Consider the following 25,342-nt stretch of genomic DNA (forward strand, 5'->3'; position numbering starts at 1 on the left):
ATAGAGATCCCGGCGGGCGGCACGCCGCCGTGCTTCACGAATCACACTCGACGGTCCCGACGACGGCCGCGCCGAGCGGAAGGGAGCCGGGCGGAAGCGGGGGCGGTATCAGCCCGTCTCCGCGCGGCACAGTATCGCCGTGGGGGTTCTGCCCACGCGGGTGAGCACCACGGTGGCCGCCTCGTCGCCGGAGAGCTTGAGCCTCCGGCGCAGGGCGTCCGGATCAATGTCGAGGCCGCGGACCAGAATCTCCAGCCGCCCGACACCGTGGCCGCGCAGCAGCGCACGCAGGCTCTTCTCGTTGTACTTGCCGTGCTCCAGCACTCGGAACGCCCGCACGCCCGGGGGTGGTGTCTCACCGGTCAGGTAGGCGATGCGGTGGTCGAGCTGCCCCAGGCCGTAGCGGGCGGCGTAGTGCCGCACCAGCCCGGCGCGCACGACGGCGCCGTCCGGATCCACCAGCCACTCCCCGATCGACCGCTCCGGGCAGTCGTCCGGCTCGGCGTCGGTGACGCGCAGCTTCGTCCCACCCGACTCGTCGAGCAGGGTGGCCCCGCGACGCACCGCCGGTTCGGCCAGGCCGCCGAACCACAGCGACGCCTCACGCACCTGCCCGGCCAGCGAGACCAGCTCGATCTCGGCCCGTTCCGGCACCGCCTCGAAGTCCAGTCCGGGCGCGCACTTCACGACCAGGTCGCGGTCCCGGTAGGTCTCGACCAGCTCCCGCAGCGGCGGTTCCAGGTCCTCCGGGCTCCACTTCCTGCGTCCCGCGCCGTCGCGGCGGCCGGGGTCGGCGACCACCGTGGTCGCCGTGGTCACCGGTCGCAGTGCGTCCGCCCGCACCAGCATCGGTTCGACACCGCGCGCAGCCAGGTTGCCGCGGGCCATGCGGAGCCGCACCTCGTCGCGATCGGAACCGACGAAGCTCCGGGCCAGCGGCGCGATCTCCGCGAGATCCGCCCCGATGGAACAGGTGACGTCGTGCACGTCCCTGCCCACCAGCCGGGCGGCGCGGTGCGCGGCGACCGAACCGGTCGTGGCCTGCTGCAACGCGGTGTCGGTGAACAGCCAGTCCGCGGCGTCGCGCAGCTTGGCGGCGGCCCTGCGACGCAGCGCGACGGTCTCCAGCACCGCCGCGGCGTACCGCTCGCCCGCCACCTCCCGGGCGGCTGCCGTGTCCGCCAGGCGGGAGGAGTCGGTCAGCGGGAGTCGCGCGACCCGTTCCAACGCCTGCCGTCCCGGTGCGGAACGCAGAAACGCGACGTCGGAAGGGTCGAACCGGTATGCCACGATGCCGCCGGATCAGTTGCCGGTGAACTCGGCCTTGCCGGGACCGTTCTCGATGAACGAGCGCATCCCGATCTTCTGGTCCTCGGTGGCGAACAGCGAGGTGAACAGGTGGGTCTCGATCCGTAGCCCGGTGTGCAGATCGACCTCCAGTCCCTCGTCGATGGCCCGCTTCGCCGCGGCGAGCGCGTGGACGGGGCCGTTGACGAACTGCTCGGCCCAGCGGCGCGCGGCGGCGTAGACGTCCTCGGCGGCCACGATCTCGTCAACCATACCGATCGACAGCGCCTCCTGCGCTTCGACGAACCTGCCGCTGAAGACGATGTCCTTGGCCTTGCTCGGGCCGACCAGCCGAGCCAGTCGCTGCGTGCCACCGGCACCGGGGATCACGCCGAGCAGGATCTCGGGCTGTCCTACTTTGAGTCCCTCGGCGGCGATGCGGCGGTCGCAGGTGAGCGCCAGCTCGAAACCGCCCCCGAGCGCGTATCCGGTCATGGCGGCCACCGTGGGCTTGGGAATCTCGGCCACCGCGGTCAACGCGGCGGAGAGCCCGCTGCGCTCCTTGCTCGCCATCTCGGTGGCCGACTTCTCCGACATCTCCTTGATGTCGGCACCGGCCGCGAACACCTTCTCGCCACCGTAGACGATCACCGCACGCACGTCGTCCCGCTCGGCGGCCTCGTTGGCTACCTCCAGAATCTCGCGCTCGACCTGGCTGTTGAGCGCGTTCATCTTGGGCCGATCCAGCCGGATCGTGCCGATACCGCCGTCCACTTCGAGCCCGACGAACTCACCCACGTCGCAAACCTCCTGAAAGCCTGTGAAAACGCGCTGATCCAACCACGAACGGTGCCGCAGGCTACCGCGCTGGAACACCCGCCGCGCCCGTGGCCTCGGTCACAACCACCGCGCCCGGGCTCGCTCCGGGCAGCGCTGGCCCCGCGGCGGTTCGAGCCCGGGACGTACAGCGCGTGACACCGGCACTCCGCTCGGAGCACAGCACGAACCGAGTGGCCCCGCAGAGCGGTTCAACGCGTACCGGGACCAACTCGGTTACCGGACTACCGGATCAGTCGAACCGTTCGTTCTTGACGGCGTCGATGAACGCGGCCCACTGCGTGCCGGTGGTGGTGAAGTACCCGGCGGAGCGGTCCTTGGTGTCACGCACCGCCGCGCCAGTGCCGATGCGGCCGATCTCGACGCAGTTGGTCTGATTGCTCGACCTACTGGACTTGCGCCAGTTGTCGGGCAGCTGCGATAGAGTCACGCTGTATTCTCCAATCGGTCGGCCACGGCGGCGATGTGCCCGATCGAGTCCTCCGGGTTCATCGCCACACGGGCGAGATGATCTCTCGCGTCGAGATAAGCTGTCACGTCCTCGTCGTCGCGCAGCGTCGCGCTGGACCTGTGGTGTTCGAGGTGCACTACAGGCTCGGCGCGGCTGAATTCCAACAGAACGAACGGTCCCGTGTGCGCCGGGGTCCACCCAGCGGTCGCCGGGATCACACGAATCTCGACATTGTCACGTTTTCCCAGTTCGGCCAGGTGGTACAACTGATCGACGTGGGTGTCGCGGTCGCCGATCCGCTGGTACAGCACGGCCTCCAGCAGGAACGCCACGTAGTGCGCTGCGTTCCGCCGCCGGGTAATGATGTCCTTGCGGCCCAACCGCATGTTGACCCACTTGTCGACATCATCGCTGTCCGTGCCGACGATGGCACGCACGTAGTCCGAGGTCTGCGTCAGACCCGGCATGAGCACCGGAGCCACGTCGGTAATCGTGGACGCGTTGCGTTCGTATTCCAGCAATGCCGCCAGTTGATCCTGCGCACCCGTCTGTCCCACGGAGACGGAGTTCGCCGGTTCGTTGGCCGCCGCCCGCGCCATGTCGGTCAACCGGTCGCGTTCCGCGCTGGACAGTCCGAGCACAGCACAGACCGCTGATACCGAGTCGGACGAGGGCACCCGCGAGCCGTTTTCCCACCGGACGATCACGGTGTGCGTCACGTCCAGCCGTGCGGCCAGGTCACGCATCGTCAAGTTCGCCTGCGTACGCGCGTAGCGCAGTTCGGAGCCCAGCAGGTAGGCACGCGGCGCCGGGTTGGTCTCGGCCATGTCACCAAACTCTAGCGTATTCAGCCAGCGCGCCAGATCATCCGATTAGGCGATTGATCATTCGGTACCGGTACCGGGATTATTTGGTACCAGCACCAAGCGGTACTCAATCCAGCATGGAGCGTATCGAATGCCACAACGATATGACTTGACAGAATTCGGCGAACGGGCGAGGTGTGTTCATGAGGGTGGCTCGGGGTCGGTGCGGGTGTGGATGTCGCCGCACACGCCGGACGTGGTCCAGATCGACACGCCGACCGTCTACAACCGGACACGGTGGACGCTCGCGCAGGCCCGGCACCTGCGCGCGGTGCTGGACGCGGCGATCCGGGCGGGAGAACGGGCATGAGTCCCGGCGAGTTCGCGATGTGGGTCGCGCACGAGCAGTGGCGCATGGAACAGCTCTCGCACGACATCGCCGGGCGGCTGGCCACCGGACGGCAGTGCCGCGAGGCCGCCGAGGTGTTCGAACAGATGGCCGACCACCTCCGGCGCTACGCCGACGAGCTGGACGGGACCACCGTCGTCGACGGCGACACCGATGCCTGACGAGGTCCGGGCCGACGCGGCGCTGACCGAGATCATGCCCGCCCTCGGACTGGCCCGGTTCTCGCACTGGCGCGGCACGTTGCCGCTGTCGGCCGTGACGAAACGCCGTCCCGGAAGCAGCGACCTCCCCGGTCGGCCCACGGCGGACAGCCCGCTCACACTCGACGGGACGGACCCGGATCTGCTCGCCCGCGTGCTGGCCGGACTCCGCGCCCTGTAAGCCACGGCCCGACACCGTCGAGACCCCGACATCCGGTGCCGGGCCGTCCACCGCCCGGCCGGTCTCTCCCCTTCCCCGTCCGGCCGGGCGGTTCCCACCACCACCGAGGGGACGAAAGTGGACCTGCCCGAGATCCTCGAACCACTTCCCGGCACCTGGCGTACCCGGGGTTTGCACTGGCACGGCTACCTGCTGCCCGCTGTGACCGGGGTCAGGGAACGCAGGTACCACACACCGAGCGAGGTGCTGACGGATCCGCACCACACCGCCGTGTGGGTCACGGAAACCATCCACACCCACAGCACCCGCGACGTGTTCTTCAGCTGGAACACCCCTGGAATCACACGTTGAACGGCGAGGACGAACGCGACAACTCTCGCGACCGGTGGGTACTCACCAAAGGTGGCGACGTCGACGCCGTGATCGAGACCAACAGTTGCCAGCTCTATCTATACATCAACTCACGGACGCCCCTGCAGCGCACGGAAAATACCGAGAGCGCGCCCACCTAGCATCTCACCTTCCCGGAGGATCGCCCTCGCAATAGATGCGGGTGAGAATCCTTCCGGAGGTGATTACGATGGGTTCATGCCGGATGTGTAGCGGGAACGCCGATCGGGACGGGGAGCTGTGCGACTCGTGCCGGAACCAATCCGATCCGGGGAACTGACGGAAAACGCGAGGCGCCCCGCTAGGCAGCGGGACGCCCCGATTTTGTCCGCGCCCGCGAATCCGCCGACCAGCGCACAATACACCCGTTGATGAACGCGATGCCCTGATACGAGCGCCGCAGCAACCAATTCCGCCACGCCTCGGCGGTCTCGGGGGTTTCCCTGGCTGCCGCGGGGTCGTGCTCTCCGTACGGGTAGTGCCAGTATCCGCGCCACTCGTCCTTGAGTCTCTCGCGGCGTACGAGTGCGTCGGTCACGTCCTCGTTGGACAAGTCGAGCTCGGACTCCGGGGGATCTTCGGGGAGCACATCCCACTTGCCGTACTCGGCGGGCGTCGGAAACGGGCGCATGGCGCGGATCATACGACACCGGACGGACACCGCGAACCGACGAGACAACCACCAAACGCACTACACTGGTGAGCAATCCAGTAATGCTGATGCGCCGTCCCCGACCGAGGCCGGTGTTTTCTTGTGTTCCCGGCTTTCTATGCGACGAAGAACGCACCACGCTCGAACCTGAACCGCTCCCGCTCGTACGCCTTCGCTGTCGTCCCCTGCTGATAGGAGATCAGTAATGCTCGACGAGCTCCGCTGTCAGCTGTGGCAGGTGGCCAGTGGCTCCGACCAGGTGCACGTGCGGCAGGCGCTGGGACGGCTCAGCCTGGCCCATGAGAAGAGCGGCGAAGCCCTGCAGGCCATGACGCTGGCTTCCGACCATACGCGCGACTACACCACTGCCCTGTAAGGAGCCAAGGTGTCCGATTCCGACGTGCGACACCTGGCAAACGAGGTCAGCGGTGCTCTCGCACAACTACCCACCGAACAACTACAACAGGCACGGGTCTGGCTCGACGAGTACGCCCTGCCCACCCTCGATGAGATCTCCGACGGCAGCCGGAACCCACAACTGTACGAGGCCATCGGCCTGTTCCACCAGGCTCGCGAGCTCATCGACGACGTGCTCGCCCTGTGCGGGAGCTCCCGCAAGCATCTGGTGGATTACCTCGCCGGGCTCGGCATGAGCGGCGACCAGCCTCCGCCCAGTATTCCCCACCCATCGACCTACCGGCCTCCGGTCAGCGACGTCCCCGGCTCGATCGACGAGTGGGTGCATCAGGCCCGCGAGGAACTACCGGATCGGGACCAACCTCGGTCCCCCACGCAGGGAATACTGCGTTTCCCCGGATCGGGGGATGTTGCCCTGCGCAGTGGTGGCAGGGGGCGCCCTATCTGGAACGCTGGAACTGAAAGGTGGGAGCGTGGACCGGACTCCGAGGAAACACCGGAACAGCGAACGCAGCGGGAACGGGTCAGCCGGATCGACGTGGTACTGACCGGTGATCCCACTTTCGGCGGCGACCGGCTACGCGCTGGGCCACCGGCGGTATCCCAACACGTGGAGACACAGGCAGCGATGCGGATGCGCGAAGCCGGAATCACCCACGGAGCCGTCACGATCAACAACCGGATGTGCTCCGGCGATCTCTCCTGCGAGAAGGCGATCCGCACCATCCTGCCCCGCGGCTCGATTCTGGACGTGTGGGAACCCGGAGCTACCCAGCCACGACGAATCGAGGGACAAGCATGACCACCATCGACACTGCCACCGTCGTCACCGTGCTCTTCGATCAAGACGAGCGCACCCACACAGCCAGCGCCCCGGACGGGGTCGAAACACTGCTCGACCTCGTTCTCGCCGAGAACACCGACTACAGCCGCACCACCATCGTCTGCGCCTGGGACCGACCAGCACGCTCCGACCGAGACGAAGGAGGAGCCCTGTTCCCACCGGCCTACCTGCGGGTGGCCTCCCACCCGCCTACCGGCTGGGCAGCGATGACCTGGATCGGCACCGACACCGTGCTGGACACTCTCAACCCACACGCACCCGAGGACGCACCGGAACTGGTGTTCGCCTGCGACGGCCCCGACCTCCTGCCCGCCTCGGCCTCACTTCCCCAAACCGAGGTACGCCGGGCCCTGACCGAATACACCCACAGCGGGGAACGCCCCACCACCGTGCAGTGGCAGCAGGGCTTTCTCATCCTCTAACCGCGCACTCCCACCGGAAAACCACGATCAGTCGCGCCGCGTCGCGAAGTAGCGATCCCCGGTGCGCTGCAACCGCAGGTCCTGGCCGAAGGTCTCGGAGAGGTTCCGCTCGGTGAGCACGTCATCGAGCAGCCCCTGCGCGACCACGCCGCCCTCGCGAAGCAGCAGCGCGTGGGTGAATCCCGGCGGGATCTCCTCCACGTGGTGCGTCACCAGCGTCATCGCGGGCGCGTCCGGGTCGAGGGCCAACGCCGAGAGCCTGGCGACCAGGTCCTCGCGCCCACCGAGATCCAGCCCGGCAGCGGGTTCGTCCAGCAACAGCATCTCGGGATCGGTCATCAGCGCCCGCGCGATCAGGGCACGTTTCCGCTCTCCCTCGGAGAGGGTGCCGAAGGGCCGATCGGCCAGCTCGGCGATGCCCATGCCGCGCAGCAGTTCCTCGGCGCGCTCGGTGTCGATGTGGTCGTAGTCCTCGTTCCACCTGCCGACCACCGCGTAACCCGCGCTGACCACGACGTCGCGCACGAGCTCCTCGGTGGGCATCCTCGACGCCAACGCGGCCGAGCACAGCCCGATGCGAGGGCGCAGCTCGAAAACGTTGGTGCTGCCGAGCCGCTCACCGAGCACGTCGACAGCGCCGGTGGTGGGATACATCTCGGCACCGGCGAGCTTGAGGACGGTCGTCTTCCCCGCGCCGTTGGGCCCGAGTACCACCCAGCGCTCGTCCAGCTCGACCGACCAGTCCACATCGGTCACGAGTGTGTTCGCCGCCCGCCGGACACTGACGCCATCCATCCGGATGACCAGGTCGTCCACGTCTACCTCCCAGCCGTGACCGGCCGTTGTGCGCGCGTTGGTCGACACGCGCTTCGCCTCCGCCGCGGACCGGCGGGGTTTCCGCGTCCGCGCTTGTCATTGTCCCGCTCTCCCGGTGGGGCTCCTCCACCGGGAGACAACCCCACCGGCCACGATATGCCAGTTTTTCCCGCGAAATCGACGGCCGATTCCGACGGGGACGAGTAACATCCCTCGCCCGTGCATCCCTGGTTGAGACTACTCGGCAAACCCTGGTTCGTGGCTGCGACGGTGGCCCTGGTCGTACTGACGACCGTGGAAACAGTCCTGGGCAACGGCGCTCTCGGTGTGCTCGCGGCCGTGACCGGGGCACTGCTCGGCACGATCGTGCTCCCCATGTGCACTCGGACGGGCCTACTGCTGGGCTCGTTCCTCCTGGGACTGCGGGTTCGACACATCGTGATCGGCGCGGGGCGTCGACTCGGCACCGTACGCGCCGGACAAGTGGAAGTGACCTTTCGCACACTGCCCGTGGTGCTCAGCGCGGACATCGGTCCACGGCGGGAACCGGTCATCACGCGCTGCTGGACGGCCGGACTCGTCTCGGCGCTGTTCGGGGTGGCCGTGGCTACCGCGGGTTGGTTCGGGCTCGGGACACCGTTCTGGGACGGCTTCGCGCCTGCCGCGAGCGCGGTGCTGCTGTACCAGCTGATCCCCGGCAGGACGCCGCTGCGCACCTCGACGGGATGGCTGCTGTTCGGACTACCCAGACAGGACGCGGGACGGGCACGGGAGTTCCGCGCGGGCGCTTACGCCGCCGAGGCACACACGCTGCTGCAACGCGGTGAGCTCGACCGGGCGCGGGCCGTGGTGGACGAGCTCGACCGGATCGCACCGGACTCGCACACCGCGCTGTCCTGCCGGGTGACCATGCACGAGGCGCGCGGTGAGTTCGACACGGCCACCATGCTGCTGCTGGGACGGCTGTCCGAGCAGCAACCGCCGCGACGGGAGATGTGCTACATGCTCGCGGGACTGGCCGGACTGGGGCTGGCCGCGGCGGAGGCGGGACAGCTTCCCGCCGCCGACATCGTGCCCACGGCCGAGCGGGCGCTGCACGACTCCGTCCGGCTGGGCTTCCCCGCCTTCGAGCTCAGCGGAACGTTCGGGCTGCTCGCGCTGTCACAGGGCGAAACGGCGGAGGCGGTCCGGCTGTGCGGGACCGGGGCGGAGTACTCGACCTCGACCACCAGCCGGGCGGACAACCTGGCGACGCTGGCGAGGGCGTACATGGCCGAGGGCGAGAACGGGCGGGCTCGCGAGACGCTGGCCGACGCGGAACGCCTCGCGGACTGGTGGCCTCGGGTCCGCTCGGTGCGGGAACGCCTGGACGTGGTGGGTTGAGCGGCGTTCCCGCGGTCGACCAGCGCGGGCACGCACAGGAGCACCGGAGCGAGGCCGTTCGATAGGAGCGGTTCACGACTTCTCGTCGGCGGGCACCACCTTGCCGAGCTCGGCGGGGCTGGAGAGCAACCGGTGCTTGGGCAGCACCCGAACGGTGTAGCCGGCGGGTCCGGTGTGCGGCAGCGTCACGGTGGCCTGGTAGCCGCCGTCGGCGACACAGCGCATCGAAGTGGTGACGAAGTCGCGCAGCTCGTCGGAGTCGTCCACCCTGCCCACCACGACCTGCACGGTCACGTCGGAGTCGTGCAGGCCCGCGAGCTCCACCAGCGCGCGCACGGTGATCTTGCCGCCGAGCAGCGGGGTGGAACCGTCCTCAACGGACATGTAGGTGTCGGTGACCCGCACCGCGCTCCACGCCTCGTCCAGCCGCTCCCGATAGCTCGCGATCTCCTTCGCCCCCCGGTAGTCGTTCGCGGTGGCGGCCTGCACCGAGCGCACCGCGGGCGAGTAGTGGTTGTCGACGTACTCGCGCACCATGCGGGAGGAGTGCACCTTGGGTCCCAGCGTGGCCAGCGTGTGCCGCACCATCGACATCCAGCGACCGGGCAGGCCGTCGCTGTTTCGCTCGTAGAACATCGGGGCGACGTGCTCGGTGATCAGCTCGTAGAGCGCGTTGGCCTCCAGATCGTCCCTGCGTTCCGGATCGCTGACCCCGTCGGCGTTGGGGATGGCCCAGCCGTTGTGGCCGTCGTACATCTCGTCCCACCAGCCGTCGCGCACCGAGAGGTTCAACCCGCCGTTGAGCGCCGACTTCATGCCGGAGGTTCCGCAGGCCTCCAGCGGACGCACCGGGTTGTTCAACCACACGTCGCAGCCCGCGTAGAGGTACCTGGCCAGTGACATGTCGTAGTCGGGCAGGAAGACGATGCGGTGGCGCACCTCGGGATCGTCGGCGAACCGGACGATGCGCTGGATCATGGCCTTGCCACCCTCGTCGGCGGGATGTGACTTGCCCGCGACCACCACCTGCACGGGACGGTCCGGATCCAGCAGCAGGGCGCGCAGCCGTTCGGGGTCCCGCAGCATCAGGGTGAGCCGTTTGTAGGTGGGCACTCTCCTGGCGAACCCGATGGTCAGCACATCGGGATCGAAGACCGAGTCGCACCAGCCCAGCTCCAGCTCGGAGGCACCACGCCGCAACCAGGCATGCCGCAGCCTGCGTCGCACCTCCTCGACGAGCCTGCCGCGCAACGAGCTGCGCAGCTCCCACAGCAGCGAGTCGCTGACCGGCTCGATGCCGCGCAGCCCCGCCCCCTGGTCCATCTCCGACTCGCCGATCAGCTTGCCGAGTTCCCGCGCCGACCAGGTGGGACCGTGCACCCCGTTGGTGACCGAGGAGATCGGGATCTCCTCCGTGTCGAAACCGGGCCACAGACCGCTGAACATCCGCCTGCTGACACCGCCGTGCAGCTCGGAGACGCCGTTGGCGCGCTGCGCCAACCGCAACCCCATGTTGGCCATGTTGAAAGTACCCGGTTTGTCCTCGGCACCGAGCTCGACGACCTTGTCCGTCGGAACTCCGGGAAGCAACGACTGCGCGGAGCCGTCACCGAAGTAGTGCCGGACCAGGTGAATCGGGAAGCGGTCGATCCCCGCGGGGACCGGGGTGTGGGTGGTGAACACGGTACCGGCGCGGACCGCGGCCACCGCCTCGTCGAAGCCGAGACCGGGATCGGCGAGCAGTTCCCTGATGCGCTCCAGCCCGAGGAAACCGGCGTGGCCCTCGTTGGTGTGGAACACCTCGGGGGCGGGTGTGCCGGTCAGCTCGCAGTAGGCGCGCACCGCGCGCACCCCACCGATGCCCGCGAGGATCTCCTGCCTGATCCGATGGCTGGCGTCCCCGCCGTAGAGCCGGTCGGTGACGCCCCGCAGGTCGTCCTCGTTGTCGTCGACGTCACTGTCCAGCAGCAACAACGGGACGCGCCCCACCTGGGCCTTCCAGATCCGGGCCCGCAGCAGCCTGCCCTCGGGCACCGCGACGTGCACCATCACGGGCTCCCCGGAGGGACGGGTCAACAGCTCCAGCGGCAGCCCGCGCGGATCCAGCACCGGGTACTGCTCCACCTGCCATCCCTCGGGGGAGAGCGACTGCCGGAAGTAACCGGAGCGGTAGAGCAGCCCCACTCCCACCAGCGGAAGCCCGAGGTCGGAGGCGGACTTGAGATGGTCCCCGGCCAGCACCCCGAGCCCACCGGAGTAGTTGGGGAGCGCCTCGGTCAGACCGAACTCCATCGAGAAGTACGCGATCGACGAGGGCAGCGGTGTTCCCTCGTCGCGGCGTTGCTGGTACCACCGCGGCACCGTGAGATAACGACGCAGGTCGTCGTCGACCGCGCGGCAGCGGGCGAGGAAGTCCTCGTCCGCGGCCAACCTGTCCAACCGCTCCGCGGGGACCTCGGCCAGCAGTCGGAGCGGATCGCCACCGACCTCCGTCCACACGTCCGGTTCGACGGAGGCGAAAAGATCCTGGGTGGGCGGATGCCAACTCCAGCGCAGGTTGATGGCCAGTCGGCCCAGGGCCTGTAGGGAATCCGGCAGGTGCGCGCTGACGGTGAAGCGACGAACGGCTCTCACGGACGCGCAGGGTATCTCGCCGGGACGCGAGTCCCGAACCACCCACGCGCGAAACCCGGCATGCGAGCCTGGTGTACGTGCCCACCGGACCCCGCCGCGACCGCGTTCTCCGAGCGAATCGTGCCGAAACGGACTCGCGGACCTCGACGACGGCGCGGAGCCGGCCCCCTTCGGGGAGATCCGTTCGGAAGGCGCGGTGCCGGGTCGTGTCGCTGCTGCCGCTGGTGCTGCTCGCGGTGCTGAGCGGTTGTACCGCGATCCGAAGCGCACCCACCCCCGATCCGGGTGTCCTTCGTCACGCCGTGGCTCCCTCCTTCGTGTTCGGGACCGATTCCTCCGCCGTGGACGAACTGGCGGCGACGGTGGTCACCGACGCGCAGGACTACTGGGAGGGCGAGTTCCGCCGAGTGTTCGGACGGGACTGGCACGACCTGGACGGCGGCTTCTTCTCGGTGGACACCACCGACGAGAACGCCACACCGCCGCCGTGTTCGGCCGACGTGGCGGAGCTGACCGGCAACGCCTACTACTGCGCCTCCGTGGACGCGATCGCGTGGGATCGCGCGGCGATGCTGCCGGTGCTGCGCGACCACTACGGCCAGTCGGCCGTGGTGCTGGTGCTGGCGCACGAGATCGGGCACGCGGTGGCGCATCGGCTCGACGGCGAACCCGCGTCCGGCGAGCGGAGTCCGCTGCGGATCGAGACCACCGCGGACTGCTACGCGGGCAGCTACGTGCGGTGGGTCGTCGACGGTGACTCGCGACGGCTGCGAATGGACTCGGCCGAACTGGACGCCGCGTTGCGAGCGCTGATCAATTTCGCGGATCCGGCGGCCCGAGGCGTCGCCGACGCGCACGGCACCGCCTACGAGCGCACGGGCGCGTTCCAGGACGGCTACACGAACGGTCCGCGAACGTGCACCACCGGGCGCGAGCTCAGCGGTGAGTGGTCGGCCGGAGGCGGCTCGCGGGGCAACCGCGACGTGACGGCGCTGCTGCGCGACCGAGTTCCCCCGGCCCGACAGTTCTTCGACGAGCTGGTGGAACGGCGGGGCGGTCGGTGGGATCCGCCGAAGCTGCTGGCACCGGAGGCGGCCGGATGCGCGGGGGCCGCCATCCTCACCGACTGCGGTGGGAACGTGCTCGCGGTCAATCGCGAACGACTACGGCGTTCGATCTACGAGCTCGGTGACCAGGCCGCCGAAACGTCCCTGATCGGCGCGTTCGCCACCGCCGCCGCACGGGGGACGGCTTCCGGGACGCCGGAACGGCGGGGAATCCGTGCCGCGTGTCTCACGGGTGCCTACACGGGTCACCTGGTACGCGACACCGATCGCGCATCCGGCTCGGACCTGAACGAGGCGATCCGCGCCGTGCTCGCCGCTGACGCGGCACGCCGGGAGGTGTTCGGCACGAGCACGGCCAGTGGCTTCGAGGAGTTGCGGGCGTTCCGGGCCGGGGTGAGCGGTACCGCGAAGTCCTGTTCGTAGGGTGCCGCCCCGTGCGGAACGACACGTCGAGTTGTGCGAACCTCCGGGATTCAGGTGGTTCTCGGGCGGGTGCGCCTGGGGAAGTGTCGGGGATGGTTCATTCGCTACGCTGCGCGTGGCGCTCTGCCGAGCCGAGGTGGAGGGACAGGACCCGAGCGATTTCGAGGATGGGACACGTCAGTGGGACGAAGCTCGACGACGCGGCGCCTGCTGGCAGGTTCGGCGACCGCCGTCGCACTGTGCTTGTTGGTGACGGGGTGCTCCCGTCCGATCGACGGAATTCCGACCGCCAACGACGAGCCGGAGGTCGACACGGTGGCCGGGCTGCCCGCCAGTGACGGCCCGAGTGGCCGCAAGCCGGGTGTCACGGACGCGAAGTTGCCGGTGGTCGGGAGTACCGGTGGTGAGATCGACACCCTCGCGGTCGACACGGTCGCCGACGTGCGGCAGTACTGGAAAACGGCCTATCCGGACACTTTCGACGGCACCGCGTTCCGTCCGATCGCACGGTTGGTCTCGTACGATTCCCGGAACACCGACAGGCGCGTCTGCGGACAGCGGCTGGCCGGGTTGGCGAACGCCTTCTACTGCCCGCGAAGCGACACGATCGCCTGGGACCGCGGGGTGCTGCTGCCGAAGCTGCGCAGCACGTTCGGGCAGCTCGCCCCGGTAACCGTGCTGGCGCACGAGATCGGGCACGCGGTACAACACCGGGCGGGCCTCGTGGACGACGACACACCGACGCTGGTCAGCGAACAACAGGCGGACTGCTTCGCCGGGGCGTTCTTCCGGCACGCGGCGGAGGGCTCGGCACCACACATCCGCGTGTCGACCGGTAACGGGCTCAACACCGTCATGGGAGTACTCAGCTACATCCGGGACGCGCCGGGGCGGACCGGCTTCGCGGATCCCCGGGCTCACGGCACCGCCTTCGACCGTGTTTCGGCGTTTCAGTACGGCTTCAGCGACGGCCCGAGCCGGTGTGCCGAGATAACCGAGAAGTCGGTCACGGAACGAACCACCCAGTTCCACTTCTGGAAGGACAAGCAGGAGTCGGATCTTCCGGTGGAGGCGGACAACATCCGAGCCGTGGCGCGGAGCCTGCGGAAGGTCTTCAGCGAGACCGGGTTCGCTCCCCCGAGGGTGATCATCGGTCCCCGATCCTGCGGCGGTGCCGACAGCACCGAGCCCGTTTCGTACTGCGTGGAGACCAACACCGTCTCGGTCCGGCTGGCCGGGCTGCGGGAGATCGCCCAGCCACCCACGGACGGCGAACGCACCGCGGGCTACGGAGACTTCGCCGCCTATGCCCAGCTGGCCTCCCGCTACACCTTGGCCGTGCAGGAATCGGCGGGGTTGTCGCTGCGTGGTGACGGGGCGGGGCTGCGTACCGCGTGTCTGGTGGGCGCGTGGAGCGGCCTGCTCGTGGAGGATCCGATCGGGCAACGCAATCCGGTCGGCAAGCTGCGAATCGCCCCTGGCGACGTCGACGAGGGCGTGGCGGCGCTGCTGGGTGAGGACAGTCTGATCGCAGCGGACATGACCGGTAGTCAGGTACCCGCCGGGTTCCCCCGGGTCGAGGCGTTCCGCATCGGATTCCAACAGGGAATGACCCCCTGCGCCTCCGAGTACGGCACCTGACCGGCGAGTTCCCGTCTCATCTCCCTGGAACGAGTCCGGTGGCGCCTGCCGCCGAGTTCGCTACGGGGACGGAAGAAGCGGGCACCCCGTCGGTCGAGGCACCCCGCGGCTCTCGCGGGGTGCCGACTCTCAGGTGGCTCAGAAGAGCGCGCTGGCCAGCGAACGCCGCGCGTCGGCGACTCGCTGATCGCCTTCCGGGAACAGGCCGAACATCTCCAGCAGTTCCTCGCGGACACGATCGCGGTCCGCACCCGAAGTGCGCCGGACCGTACCGATCAGCCGGTTGAAGGCATCCTCCACGCGCTGTTGCGCCAGTTCGGCGTCGGCGGCGGCGAGCTGTGCCTCGACGTCGTCGGGTGCGCCCTCGGCACGCTCGATCGCGCCGGGATCGGCGCTCTCGGCACGGGCGGTGAACCGGACCTGTGCGAGTGCGGCCTTGGCCTGCTCGTTGTCCGGCTCCGCGTCGAGGATCGACTGGTACGCCTGTTCGGCGGCCGCGTACTCACCGCGTTCCAGCGCCTGCTCGGCCGCGGTGAACCGGGAGTCCTCCTGCTCCTCCTCAGCGGCGCCCGCGCCCTGCTCGGCGGCGCTGATACCGGGAAGCTGATCGCGCTGCGAGTCCAGGATGGAACTGATCCACTGCCGGATCTGTTCCTCCGGCTGCACGCCCTGGAACGCCTCGACCGGCTGCCCACCCGCGATGGCGATCACCGTGGGGATCGACTGGACACCGAACAGCTGCGCGATGCGCTGGTTGTTGTCCACATCGATGGTGGCCAGCACCCAGGATCCGCCGCCCTCGCCGGCGAGCTTTTCCAGAATGGGGGAGAGCTGCTTGCACGGCTGGCACCAGGTCGCCCACAGGTCGACCACGACCGGCACCTGCATCGACCGGTCGACCACCTCGGCCTGGAAGTTGGCCTCGGTGACCTCGACGACCGAAGCGCCTGCCCCGCCGGAGTCACCACCGGAGCCCGAGCCCGCGGACGCGGACTTGGCCTGGGCGTCGGCCCGGTTCTTCAACCCCGACAGGTCGACCGCCCCTGCCATGGAGGCGGCGGCCGCCGAGCTCTGCGCTGCATCGGAATTCTGGCGTGGATCAGGCCGTGTCACACCCCCATCGTGCCACGCCGCCAGTGGCAGGCGGTGCACACCCCGACACCCCGGTCCGGCAAGGCGAAGAGCCCGGAATAGATCACCGAACGCGTTCGAGCAGGCATTTTATCTCTCGATCGAGTTAGCTTTGATCACTCGATCAGGGAGATCTGGCGAAAATCTCTAATCTCCGAGCGGGACAGCGTCGAAACCCACTCACGAGTCCGCGAGAGGCGCCGCACCATGCGGTGCCCCGCAACTCCGTAGGGACTCGATCGGGATTTTTCCCTACCCACAAGTTCGACGAGAGGTATCAGACAGTGCGTATTGCAACCCGTGTTGCCGGTGCAGCAGGCGTCGCCACCCTGGGGATGATGACCATGGGTACGGTCGCGTTCGCCGACACCAAGGACAACGACGGCATCAACGCGGTGGACGACAACAACATCAGCGCGGTGCCGATCCAGGCCTGCAACAACAACATCAGCGCCGTCATCGGTGTCACCCTCAACCTGCTGACGGCCCAGAACTCCCAGTGCGTCAACGCCCCGGTGGTCGACCACCCGCTGTCCAAGTGAGCTGACGGAGCTCCGCTGGGCGGCACGAGGAGCGTCCCGATCCGGGAACGTTCCGAGGCCGCCCCGTGAGTTGGTTGTCCGCCGCGGCGGGTGGGTCCGCCTCGCATCCGGTGAACCACGGATGCGGTCGGCGTCCTCACGGACCCGGGACGCCACGAACGACGGGGATTCGCACCCCGTCGCGGCGGGCACTTCACACGGCACGCGCGTCCGCGCGACGCGCGTGCCGGCGGCCGTTCTCGGTTGTCCGGTTCTTGGCTGTCCGGCTCTTGGTCGCCCGCCCCGCTCGGCCGAACCACCGGGATCGATCTCAGCTGCCGCCTTCGAGCCGCTGCTCGACGCGCTCGACCTTCTCCCGGAGTTGGTCGGTGTGACCCGGCCGGATGTCGGCCTTGATCACCAGACTGGTGCGGGGTGCCCTGGACGACACGGCCTCGGTGGCACGCCGAACCACGTCCATCACCTCCTCCCACTCGCCTTCAACGGTGGTGAACATGGCGTTCGTCTCGTGCGGTAATCCGGAGTCGCGCACGATCCGCACCGCCTCCGCGACAGCGGCACTCACGCTGTCGGAGTCCCCCGCCCCGGAGGGGGCCACGCTGAATGCGACCAACATGTGTGTTTCTCCTGACTACGAAGTCTCGTTTCCATCGGGATTCGCGGAGGGGTACCGCGACGAACCTACCGGCACCGCGTGGCGGACGTGTCGGACACGCGCCGACCACGGCTGCGGCGAACACCCCACATCGCCCGTTCGTGCAACAGCACGCTGCTAGCGTCGAATGCCATGAGCCCCCGCCAACCGCTGCCATTCGATCCCATAGCTCGCGCGGCCGAGACCTGGTCGCAACGTATCGGTCCTTCGTCGACGATGGCCGCGGTGACCAGCATCATGCGGGTCCAGCAAATCCTGCAGTCGGCGGTCGACTCGGCACTGCGGCCGCACAACCTGACTTTCGCCCGCTACGAGGCGCTCGTACTGCTGTCATTCTCCCGGCAGGGAAGCCTCCCGATGCGTGTCATGGGGGACCGGCTGCAACTGCACCCGACCAGTGTCACCAACATCGTCGATCGGCTGGAAGCCGACGAACTGGTGCGACGCGTCCCCCATCCGACCGATCGACGTACAACGCTGGTGGAGATCACCGAACACGGCCGCACGGTGACGGACAAGGCCACCGAATCGGTCACCGACATCGACTTCGGGCTCTCGGGCATCACCGAACGACAGACGCAGCAGCTCACCGAGCTGCTCGGCAAGGTCAGACAGGCTTCCGGGGACTTCTGACCGAATTCTTCCGGCTCGGTCGTCCGAAGCTCGTCGAGCGGAACCACCCGACGATTCCCGCTCCCGACGCGGAGTCCTCGAGTGGGCACGGTCCCGGCAACCCCGGAGCCGTGTCACAGCTCCCGGCTGTTCGCCCCCACGAGGGGCTGGAACGCCGCGGGCCGAAACCGCCGTGCGACGACCCACCGTCCCGCGACCGGAGACGGCCACGCACGTCACGCCCCGGTCAGTTCAACGCACGCAACGCGCCGACCAGCCTCGACAACGACGTGGGCCCCAACGGTTCCGGTGTGGTGAGCAGTCCGCGTCGCAGCGCCCAGCGCTCGAAAACCACCGATCCGAACGGCGGGACCGAAGCGATCAGGGCGAGCACCAGCACCCGGAAACTCCACCGCAGCGGCCCGTACACCACCAGGCTGACGACTACGTAAGCGGTGAACACCAGACCGTGAATCCATCCCATGACGGTCACGGCCTCGGGAAAACCGAACCCGTACTTGAGCACCATCGCGAGCAGCAACCCGGCCCACGAGACAGCCTCGGCGACCGCGATCAGTCGGAACCATCCGACACCAGTCCTGAGCACGATCTCACCGTATCGTGGGAGCCTTCCGCTCCGATGTCCGGTATGCACCGGTGTGGGTACGACACGGGCGCACCGGACTGGTCGTTGTCGGTGGAATCTCGTTCAATGACGGTATGACTCGTTGGGTGCTGCACTTGGACATGGACGCCTTCTACGCGTCCGTGGAACAGCTCACCCGCCCAACGCTGCGCGAGCGGGCCGTGCTCGTCGGTGGAACGGGACCGCGCGGCACCGTGGCCGGAGCCAGCTATCCGGCGAGGAAGTACGGAGCTCGCTCCGCCATGCCCATGTCGGAGGCCAGACGCCGGTGCCGCACCGCCGTGGTGCTGCCGCCGCGTTTCCGGCTCTACCGGGAGGTGAGCGAGCGTGTCTTCACGATAGTCAGGCAGCTTTCCGAGCGGTTCGAGCAGGTTTCGATCGACGAGGCGTTCCTGGAGCCGATCGAGTTGACCGGGTCCGCTCCGGAAGTCGTGGCGGAGTTCGCGGAAGCCCTCCGTGGCCGGGTGGCCACCGAGGTCGGAGTGCCCGCGTCCGTCGGGGCCGGGTCGGGCAAGCAACTGGCCAAGATCGCCTCGGGAATGGCGAAACCGGACGGCTCGATGGTTGTTCCCCCCGACGAGGAGAGGGAGCTGTTGGCCGAGCTGCCGGTACGCCGCCTGTGGGGCATCGGCCCCATCGGTGAATCCAAACTGCGCCGCATCGGGGTGCAGACGATCGGTGAACTCGCGGCGTTGAAACTCGGCGACGTGACCTCGTTGCTGGGGCAGGCGCACGGCACCGAACTGCACGAACTGGCGCACGGCATCGACGAGCGGGCCGTGACCGAACGGGCCGAGGCCAAACAGGTCAGTGCCGAGACGACCTTCGACACCGACCACACGGATCCGGCAGTGCTGGCGGAGGAGATAGTCGGCATGGCCGAAGCCGCCCATCGACGGCTGGTGGCCTCCGAGCGCGCGGCACGCACCATCACCCTGAAGGTGCGCGATGCCGACTTCAGCACCATCAGCCGCTCCGAAACGCTGTCCTCGGCCACCACCGAACGCGAGGAACTGGTGGCCGCCGCGCGACGGCTGGCCGGAATCGCGGTCAGTCCCGGCGTGCCCGTACGGCTGGTCGGGGTCTCGTACTCGGGACTGACCGTCGCCGAACAGGCCACCCTGTTCCGGGTTCCCGAGACCGACGAGAGCGAACGCCCACCCGCCTCCCCGGAACCACCCCGCTCACCCACGCCCACCGTCACCGCCGAGGGGAGGCAGTGGCGGCAGGGCGACGATGTGAGCCACCCCAGCTGGGGACACGGCTGGGTGCAGGGCTGCGGCCACGGACGGGTGAGCGTGCGGTTCGAGACATCGACCACCGGCCCCGGAAGGATGCGCACCTTCGACAGCGGGGATCGCGAACTGGTGGCAGCGGACCCGCTCGACAGTCTCGGCGGAAGCGGTGAACCGGCCTGACCGCTCGGCCTGCGACTGGCGCCGGTCCCCGTGCGCCGCTCCGCTCACCGCGGCGCTTCGGTGATCGTTCCGGATTCGGAGATCTCGCGGGAAATCGACGCCGCCCCGGCCGCACCACCTCACCGGCGCGGCGATTTCGCGAGAAATCGACGCGGCTTCGGCGCTGCCGAACCCCTACCACTCTCACAGCCGGTACCACCGCGAGAGGCTCCGCAACCACACCGCCACGCAACCCGCGTGGAGCAAGGTCGCGATCAGGTTTCGGGTGTCGGGGGCCGCCTGCGGTAGTTCCCCACCCAGACGCGCGGCGCGGCGGCCTGAACGGCCTGTTCCAACCGCTTGGGAAGTCTGCTCAGCACCGGCAGGTGGAATCGGTAACGCACCGAGGGGAGCCCCTGCATGGGCGGGGGCTCCTCGACCCGCCAGCGCTCCAGTTCGGGATGCCTGCCGGGAAACGCGGAATCCGCGGGGAACAGTTCCAGACAACGCCGACGCTCGGGATGCACCAGCCTGCGGTTCTCGATCGGGCGCAGCGAACCGATCCCGGCAGCCGCTACCTCGTCCCAGGGCACCGCGAACACCTCACCACTGGTGCGGGGGCAGATGCCGCGCTGGTCCACCAGGAACCCGCGACCGCTCAACGACCCCTTGGCCGAGGTGATGAACCAGACGAAAGAGACCCCGAACACGAGCTGCCAGATCCACAGCCACACCCCGCCGGGGGAATCGACCAGCGCCGCCGCGCACAACACGGTCAGGAAACCGCTGATACCACCGCCGACCGCGAGGTTGCGGAAGGCCGCGGCGCTGACGTCGATGTCACGGGCGTGCTCGCCGAGCAGCACGGCCCGACCGCCCGCACGTTCCGGGCCCGCGCTGTTCGGGTCACCACCCGCTCGTCGCTGCACCCGCGTGGACGGATAGGCGTCCTGCCTGGTGCTCCCGGTAGCGGACGGCGGAGTGGGCTCCCCCGGCGGGACGTTGCGACGTTCCACGACCGTTTCCTGCTGCGGAACCGTACGGCGTGGGGCCGTCCTTCCCTCCGGATCCACACGATCGGCGCGTTGCCATCCCCCGGGTAGCCACTTCATGGCACCAGAATATCCTCACCAGCGGTGTTCAGGTGTCACGGACCGCCGCTGGAACGCACCGACGGTCGCGTGAACCCGATCACCTCCGATCAGCCACGCGGCGCGTGCAGCAGCAGGGCGTCACCCTGCCCGCCACCGCCGCACAGCGCGGCGACACCGTCGCCGCCCCCTCGCCGATCGAGTTCGAGGGCCAGGTGCAACGCGAGCCGCGCTCCCGACATGCCGATGGGGTGCCCGAGCGCGATCGCTCCCCCGTTGACGTTGACCTTTTCCTCGTCGATCCCCAGCACCTCGGTGGAAACGATCCCCACGGCGGCGAACGCCTCGTTGATCTCGACCAGGTCGAGGTCGGTCGGTGCCACTCCCGCACGGTGGCAGGCCCGGTTGATCGCGTTGGAGGGCTGCTCGTGCAGACTGGCGTCCGGCCCCGAGACCACGCCGTGCCTGCCGATCTCGACGAGCCAGTCGAGCCCCAGCTCCTCGGCTTTGGACTTGCGCATCACCACCACGGCCGCGGCTCCGTCCGAGATCTGCGAAGCGGTCCCTGCCGTGATCGTGCCGTCCGGATCGAAGGCGGGGCGCAGTTTGCCGAGCCCCTCCGCCGTGGTGTCACCGCGGATTCCCTCGTCGCTGTCGACGATCACCGGGTCGCCCTTGCGGCGCGGCACTGTCACCGGCGCGATCTCCTCCGCGAACACACCGCGTTCGGCGGCCGCGGCAGCCCGCTGGTGCGACCGTGCGGCGAACTCGTCCTGCCGGGCACGGGTCAGCCCGTAACGACCGTTGTGCTTCTCGGTGGAGGCCCCCATCGCGACCTGGTCGAACGAGCAGAACAGGCCGTCGTGGGCCATGTGGTCGAGCATCCGCACGTCGCCGTACTTGAAACCCTCCCGCGAATCGCCCAGCAGGTGCGGCGCCCGCGTCATGGATTCCTGCCCGCCCGCCACGACGACGTCGAACTCACCGGCGCGGATCTGCTGATCGGCCAACGCGATCGCGTCCAGCCCGGAGAGGCAGACCTTGTTGACGGTCAACGCGGGAACGTCCATGCCGATGCCCGCCGCCACGGCCGCCTGCCTGGCCGGGATCTGCCCGGCACCTGCCGTGAGCACCTGCCCCATGATCGTGTACTCGACCTGCTCCGGAGCGACCCCGGAACGGCGCAGCGCCTCGGCTATGGCGATCCCGCCGAGCTGAGCTCCGGAGAAGTCCTTCAGCGAGCCCAGCAGCCTGCCCATGGGGGTACGGGCCCCGGCTACGATCACGGAACTTTCCACGGCTGCCTCCGATGCGGTGATGGGAAGTCTTGGGTAACGAACGGTCCGCCTGGTTGACACCGGTCGGGCGGTCGAGCACGGTTGTCCCCCGTCCGGTCACCATGATGAACCGTGCCGACCGGCCGAACCATACCCGCACGGAACCGCGCGACCCGCTGTGAGACGAAGCACACTGCTGTGACGTTTCCACCGTGCCGCGCCGGCGGGTTAGGGTGCCGCCATGCGGGAGGAACTCGGTGAGCTGGTGACCGCGGTCGATCACGTGGGGGTCGCGGTGGCCGACCTCGACAGGGCGATCGACTTCTACCGGAACACCTTCGGTCTGGTGGCCACTCATCGCGAGACCAACCAGGAGCAGGGGGTGCACGAGGCGATGCTGGCCGCCCCCGACTCCGCCGAGTCGGACACGAGGGTGCAGCTGCTGGCCCCGGCCGACGAGAGTTCCACGATCGCGAAGTTCCTGGACAAGAACGGTCCAGGGCTACAGCAGCTCGCCTTCCGCGTAACCGACGTCGAGGCCGCGTGCGCGACGTTGCGGAACAGGGACGTACGGCTGCTGTTCGAGACACCACGGCGGGGAACCGCGAACAGTCTGGTGAACTTCGTCCATCCCAAGGACGCGGGTGGTGTGCTGGTGGAGCTGGTCGAACCGGCTTGACGGCCCCAGCGGTTCCGGCGCACCGGTGGGCGCGGTCGGGCACAACGACCGCGCGGACACCGGTGAGCGGTCGTTCAGTGCTGTCCCGCCATTCCCGAGCGGTGGGCCGAGTTGGCCTCCGGCAACGCCGCGACCCCTACGATCACGGCCAGCACTCCCACCACCCAGGAGGTCCAGGCCGCGCCGCCGAAAGCGGCGAACCCGAGTGCCCAGGGTGAGATCACCAGCAGGATCCCGAGCAGCACGTGCGCGTACTCGCTCGTTATGGATCCCGGCATCGCGAGTGACCACACTCCGGAGACTCCGAGCAGCACGCCGAGCACGATCATCGACGTCAGCGCCGCCGGACCGGTGAGAGTCCACAGCGTAGCCAGAATCAGATAGACACCGAGTATCACGGCTCCCCAGTCCTGCCACCGGGTCCACGGCCGTGTCTTCGAACCAGCCGAACCACGAGCCATAGTCGATCACCTCTCCCCCCTCGTGACCGCTGGAAGCACATTTTCCTCCCTGGCCGGCCGAGCGGTCAAATTGTGAGACAGCTCGCATCGAGGGGCGGATTCCCGGCCCGTTCCGGACGCGGAGCGCGCACCGGACAACATCGACAACGGTTCGGAGGTAGCGTAGTGCCATGGGTCTTGCCGACGATCGTGATCTGCTACCGCTGGGATCGGGCTTCGACATCGTTCGTAAGGGTGGCTACGACAGAGCCCAGGTCGACGAGCACCTGGAACGTATCGACGCGGACCTGCGCCTGCTCACCTCGGATCGTGACGCGGCGGTCTCGCAGTCAGGGGAACTGTCCAAACAACTGGAATCGGCGCGCTCCGAGATCGAGAGCCTACGTGGACAGGTCGAGCGGCTGGGGAAACCGCCGACCACGATGGAAGGACTCAGCGAGCGCCTGCAACGAATGCTGCGACTCGCCCAGGAGGAAGCGGGCGAGATTCGTTCCAAAGCGGAGAGTGACGCCACCGAGCGGCGGGAGCGCGCCGAGCGGGAGGCCACCGATCTCCGCAACCGCTACGAGCAGTTGATCTCCGAGCTCGACTCACGACGCGCCGAGATGGAGTCCGAGCACCGCTCGGTTCTGGAGACCGCGAGGGCCGAGGCCGAGCGCATCACGACCGAGGCCGAGGAGAACCGCAAGCGGGCCGACGAGGAGTCCGAGGCACGTCGCGCCCAGGTCGAGGAGGACTTCGAGATCGCCATGGCGGCTCGCCGCAGCGAGTCGATGCGAACCCTCGCCGACCAGGAGGCCAACAGCAAGGCCGAGGCCGAGCGTCGTGTCAGCGAGGCCGCCGAGGAGGCCGACCGCAGGCTGCGGGAGGCCAGCGGGGAGGCTCACCGCCTGGTCCAGGAAGCCACCGAGGAGGCCGAGCGGCTCACCCGGGAGAGCACCGAGGCCGCGGAGCAACGCGAGCGGGAGAGCAAGCAGGCTGCCGAGCGACGCGAACGAGAGAGCATCGAGGCAGCCGAGAAACGGGAACGCGAAAGTGTCGAGGCAGCCGAGAAGCGGGAACGCGAGAGCAGGGAAGCGGCCGAGCGACGCGAACGCGAGAGCATCGAGGCCGCCGAGAAGCGCGAGCGCGACAGCAAGGCCGAAGCCGAACGCCTGGTCACCGAAGCGCAGGAACAGGCGAGGCTGACAACGCAACGTGCCACCGAGGAGGCCACCCGCCTCCTGGAGGAGGCGACCCTCGAGAGCGACCGACTGCGCCGCAGGGCCCGTGCGGACGCCGAGGAACGGATAACGGCCACCACGCGGGAGTGCGAACGGCGGTTGAGCACGGTTGACGAGCAGGTCGGCACCCTGACCGAGCTGCGTGACAGCGTGGCCGGGAAGCTGCGGGACGCGGCCGAACTGCTCGGGCAGACCACTCCGCTGCTGGACAGGCTCACCAACGACGACGAGGCGGAACAGCAGCTGCGGGAATCCGCCGCCACCGCACGCGAGACGGCCCGGTCGGAAGCGATCGCCGCGCTGGACGAGCCGGAACGGGACAGCGGGGAGCCCTCCTCGTCCGAGATTGCCGGCACGGAAACGACCGAAACCGAGACCAGCTCGGCGACCGTGGGCGCGGAGAACGGCAACACCGCGACGATACGGTTCGCACTGGCCGACATCGAGAGTTCGGGTGTCCCGCTCGCCGATCCGTCCGGCAACGGTCACGCCGGACCGGAAACCGCCGATTCCACCACCGACGGGAAAGCGGGCTCCAACGGGACGGAGCCGAGCGGGAAGGCATCACTGGAGGCGGCTACCGAAAAGATCGATCGTTCGAAGCTCCCGCAGCGGGGAACGGACGCGAACGGGGGCGTGGACGCCCACGACCCACCGACCAGGCGGATCCCACTTCCCGACCTCGGGAACGGCTCGGCACCGACGGGGGACGACGACTCGGGAACCGAGCCGGAGCACGGCTCCGATCAGCCCGTTCAGCAGCACTGA

At 68.6% G+C, this 25,342-nt stretch carries 28 protein-coding genes; 15 read left to right on the forward strand and 13 right to left on the reverse strand.

Going from position 1 to position 25,342, the window contains the following annotated elements; translation table 11 throughout:
- Positions 1-108: 108 nt before the first annotated feature.
- The 4 genes from BM150_RS03515 to BM150_RS03530 form a co-directional block, all read right to left on the reverse strand.
- Positions 109-1,290: a THUMP-like domain-containing protein gene (locus BM150_RS03515; RefSeq protein ID WP_092923798.1), complete on the reverse strand. Its 1,182-nt coding sequence runs from the start codon at positions 1,288-1,290 to the stop codon at positions 109-111.
- Between the two features lie 12 nt (positions 1,291-1,302).
- A complete protein-coding gene (locus BM150_RS03520; protein WP_092923801.1) occupies positions 1,303-2,085 on the reverse strand; it encodes an enoyl-CoA hydratase/isomerase family protein in 783 nt (260 codons plus the stop codon).
- 271 nt (positions 2,086-2,356) lie between these two features.
- Complete coding sequence (locus tag BM150_RS03525; RefSeq protein ID WP_092923804.1) at positions 2,357-2,554, reverse strand: DUF397 domain-containing protein; 198 nt, start codon at positions 2,552-2,554, stop codon at positions 2,357-2,359.
- A complete protein-coding gene (locus BM150_RS03530) occupies positions 2,551-3,402 on the reverse strand; it encodes a helix-turn-helix domain-containing protein (RefSeq protein ID WP_092923806.1) in 852 nt (283 codons plus the stop codon). The genes BM150_RS03525 and BM150_RS03530 overlap by 4 nt, the downstream gene beginning before the upstream one ends.
- A gap of 214 nt (positions 3,403-3,616) precedes the next feature.
- Between BM150_RS03530 and BM150_RS24850 the strand changes: the two genes are divergently transcribed.
- The 4 genes from BM150_RS24850 to BM150_RS03545 all read left to right on the forward strand — a co-directional run bounded on the left by BM150_RS24850 (position 3,617) and on the right by BM150_RS03545 (position 4,522).
- A complete protein-coding gene (locus BM150_RS24850; RefSeq protein WP_281243641.1) occupies positions 3,617-3,751 on the forward strand; it encodes a hypothetical protein in 135 nt (44 codons plus the stop codon).
- A complete protein-coding gene (locus BM150_RS03535; protein ID WP_092923809.1) occupies positions 3,748-3,951 on the forward strand; it encodes a hypothetical protein in 204 nt (67 codons plus the stop codon). The genes BM150_RS24850 and BM150_RS03535 overlap by 4 nt, the downstream gene beginning before the upstream one ends.
- Positions 3,944-4,171 carry a hypothetical protein gene (locus BM150_RS03540; protein WP_092923812.1) on the forward strand — a complete coding sequence of 76 codons (228 nt, stop codon included), beginning with the start codon at positions 3,944-3,946 and terminating at the stop codon, positions 4,169-4,171. Before BM150_RS03535 ends, BM150_RS03540 begins: the two co-directional genes overlap by 8 nt.
- Positions 4,172-4,288: 117 nt before the next feature.
- A complete protein-coding gene (locus tag BM150_RS03545) occupies positions 4,289-4,522 on the forward strand; it encodes a hypothetical protein (protein ID WP_092923815.1) in 234 nt (77 codons plus the stop codon).
- Positions 4,523-4,862: 340 nt separating this feature from the next.
- Here the strand turns inward: BM150_RS03545 and BM150_RS03550 are convergent, their stop codons facing one another.
- Complete coding sequence (locus BM150_RS03550) at positions 4,863-5,192, reverse strand: hypothetical protein (RefSeq protein ID WP_245755234.1); 330 nt, start codon at positions 5,190-5,192, stop codon at positions 4,863-4,865.
- A 226-nt stretch (positions 5,193-5,418) separates the two neighbouring features.
- On the opposite strand from BM150_RS03550, the gene BM150_RS24010 reads away from it, so the two are divergent.
- The 3 genes from BM150_RS24010 to BM150_RS03560 are packed head-to-tail and all read left to right on the forward strand — an operon-like array spanning position 5,419 to position 6,896.
- Positions 5,419-5,589 carry a hypothetical protein gene (locus BM150_RS24010; protein WP_175496667.1) on the forward strand — a complete coding sequence of 57 codons (171 nt, stop codon included), beginning with the start codon at positions 5,419-5,421 and terminating at the stop codon, positions 5,587-5,589.
- A gap of 9 nt (positions 5,590-5,598) precedes the next feature.
- Complete coding sequence (locus tag BM150_RS03555; RefSeq protein WP_092923821.1) at positions 5,599-6,432, forward strand: DddA-like double-stranded DNA deaminase toxin; 834 nt, start codon at positions 5,599-5,601, stop codon at positions 6,430-6,432.
- On the forward strand, positions 6,429-6,896 hold the full coding sequence (locus tag BM150_RS03560; protein ID WP_092923824.1) for an Imm1 family immunity protein: 468 nt from the start codon (positions 6,429-6,431) through the stop codon (positions 6,894-6,896). The genes BM150_RS03555 and BM150_RS03560 overlap by 4 nt, the downstream gene beginning before the upstream one ends.
- Before the next feature lie 27 nt (positions 6,897-6,923).
- On the opposite strand, the gene BM150_RS03565 is transcribed toward BM150_RS03560, so the two are convergent.
- Complete coding sequence (locus BM150_RS03565) at positions 6,924-7,691, reverse strand: ATP-binding cassette domain-containing protein (RefSeq protein ID WP_092924397.1); 768 nt, start codon at positions 7,689-7,691, stop codon at positions 6,924-6,926.
- Positions 7,692-7,931: 240 nt separating this feature from the next.
- Between BM150_RS03565 and BM150_RS03570 the strand changes: the two genes are divergently transcribed.
- Entirely contained in the window at positions 7,932-9,095 is a 1,164-nt protein-coding gene (locus BM150_RS03570; protein WP_245755236.1) for a tetratricopeptide repeat protein, read from the forward strand.
- Positions 9,096-9,167: 72 nt separating this feature from the next.
- Here the strand turns inward: BM150_RS03570 and glgP are convergent, their stop codons facing one another.
- The gene (gene glgP, locus BM150_RS03575) at positions 9,168-11,729 is read right to left on the reverse strand and encodes an alpha-glucan family phosphorylase (protein ID WP_092924401.1); all 2,562 of its coding nucleotides are present in this window, start codon (positions 11,727-11,729) and stop codon (positions 9,168-9,170) included.
- A 206-nt stretch (positions 11,730-11,935) separates the two neighbouring features.
- Between glgP and BM150_RS03580 the strand changes: the two genes are divergently transcribed.
- Complete coding sequence (locus tag BM150_RS03580; RefSeq protein ID WP_092923826.1) at positions 11,936-13,219, forward strand: neutral zinc metallopeptidase; 1,284 nt, start codon at positions 11,936-11,938, stop codon at positions 13,217-13,219.
- 180 nt (positions 13,220-13,399) lie between these two features.
- On the forward strand, positions 13,400-14,860 hold the full coding sequence (locus tag BM150_RS03585) for a neutral zinc metallopeptidase (protein WP_092923829.1): 1,461 nt from the start codon (positions 13,400-13,402) through the stop codon (positions 14,858-14,860).
- Positions 14,861-14,998: 138 nt separating this feature from the next.
- Here the strand turns inward: BM150_RS03585 and BM150_RS03590 are convergent, their stop codons facing one another.
- On the reverse strand, positions 14,999-15,910 hold the full coding sequence (locus BM150_RS03590) for a tetratricopeptide repeat protein (RefSeq protein ID WP_092923832.1): 912 nt from the start codon (positions 15,908-15,910) through the stop codon (positions 14,999-15,001).
- A gap of 365 nt (positions 15,911-16,275) precedes the next feature.
- Here BM150_RS03590 and BM150_RS03595 point away from each other — a divergent pair, with 365 nt between their 5' ends.
- Complete coding sequence (locus BM150_RS03595; protein WP_342752522.1) at positions 16,276-16,533, forward strand: hypothetical protein; 258 nt, start codon at positions 16,276-16,278, stop codon at positions 16,531-16,533.
- Positions 16,534-16,843: 310 nt separating this feature from the next.
- On the opposite strand, the gene BM150_RS03600 is transcribed toward BM150_RS03595, so the two are convergent.
- On the reverse strand, positions 16,844-17,149 hold the full coding sequence (locus BM150_RS03600; protein ID WP_092923835.1) for an MTH1187 family thiamine-binding protein: 306 nt from the start codon (positions 17,147-17,149) through the stop codon (positions 16,844-16,846).
- A gap of 171 nt (positions 17,150-17,320) precedes the next feature.
- On the opposite strand from BM150_RS03600, the gene BM150_RS03605 reads away from it, so the two are divergent.
- The gene (locus tag BM150_RS03605) at positions 17,321-17,821 is read left to right on the forward strand and encodes a MarR family winged helix-turn-helix transcriptional regulator (RefSeq protein WP_092924405.1); all 501 of its coding nucleotides are present in this window, start codon (positions 17,321-17,323) and stop codon (positions 17,819-17,821) included.
- A 226-nt stretch (positions 17,822-18,047) separates the two neighbouring features.
- Here BM150_RS03605 and BM150_RS03610 read toward each other — a convergent pair whose 3' ends face one another.
- Complete coding sequence (locus BM150_RS03610) at positions 18,048-18,407, reverse strand: DUF3817 domain-containing protein (RefSeq protein WP_175496669.1); 360 nt, start codon at positions 18,405-18,407, stop codon at positions 18,048-18,050.
- Positions 18,408-18,520: 113 nt separating this feature from the next.
- On the opposite strand from BM150_RS03610, the gene BM150_RS03615 reads away from it, so the two are divergent.
- A complete protein-coding gene (locus BM150_RS03615) occupies positions 18,521-19,864 on the forward strand; it encodes a DNA polymerase IV (protein ID WP_092924409.1) in 1,344 nt (447 codons plus the stop codon).
- 254 nt (positions 19,865-20,118) lie between these two features.
- Here BM150_RS03615 and BM150_RS03620 read toward each other — a convergent pair whose 3' ends face one another.
- Both BM150_RS03620 and BM150_RS03625 read right to left on the reverse strand, forming a co-directional pair.
- Entirely contained in the window at positions 20,119-20,955 is an 837-nt protein-coding gene (locus BM150_RS03620; protein WP_092923838.1) for a hypothetical protein, read from the reverse strand.
- Between the two features lie 89 nt (positions 20,956-21,044).
- On the reverse strand, positions 21,045-22,232 hold the full coding sequence (locus BM150_RS03625; protein ID WP_342752523.1) for an acetyl-CoA C-acetyltransferase: 1,188 nt from the start codon (positions 22,230-22,232) through the stop codon (positions 21,045-21,047).
- Positions 22,233-22,452: 220 nt separating this feature from the next.
- Here BM150_RS03625 and mce point away from each other — a divergent pair, with 220 nt between their 5' ends.
- Positions 22,453-22,890 carry a methylmalonyl-CoA epimerase gene (gene mce, locus BM150_RS03630; protein WP_092923843.1) on the forward strand — a complete coding sequence of 146 codons (438 nt, stop codon included), beginning with the start codon at positions 22,453-22,455 and terminating at the stop codon, positions 22,888-22,890.
- Positions 22,891-22,964: 74 nt separating this feature from the next.
- On the opposite strand, the gene BM150_RS03635 is transcribed toward mce, so the two are convergent.
- On the reverse strand, positions 22,965-23,351 hold the full coding sequence (locus BM150_RS03635) for an SPW repeat protein (protein WP_092923846.1): 387 nt from the start codon (positions 23,349-23,351) through the stop codon (positions 22,965-22,967).
- Positions 23,352-23,521: 170 nt separating this feature from the next.
- Here BM150_RS03635 and BM150_RS03640 point away from each other — a divergent pair, with 170 nt between their 5' ends.
- Complete coding sequence (locus BM150_RS03640) at positions 23,522-25,342, forward strand: coiled-coil domain-containing protein (protein WP_092923849.1); 1,821 nt, start codon at positions 23,522-23,524, stop codon at positions 25,340-25,342.

The sequence above is a fragment of the Actinopolyspora alba genome, assembly GCF_900112765.1.
GTDB lineage: Bacteria > Actinomycetota > Actinomycetes > Mycobacteriales > Pseudonocardiaceae > Actinopolyspora > Actinopolyspora alba.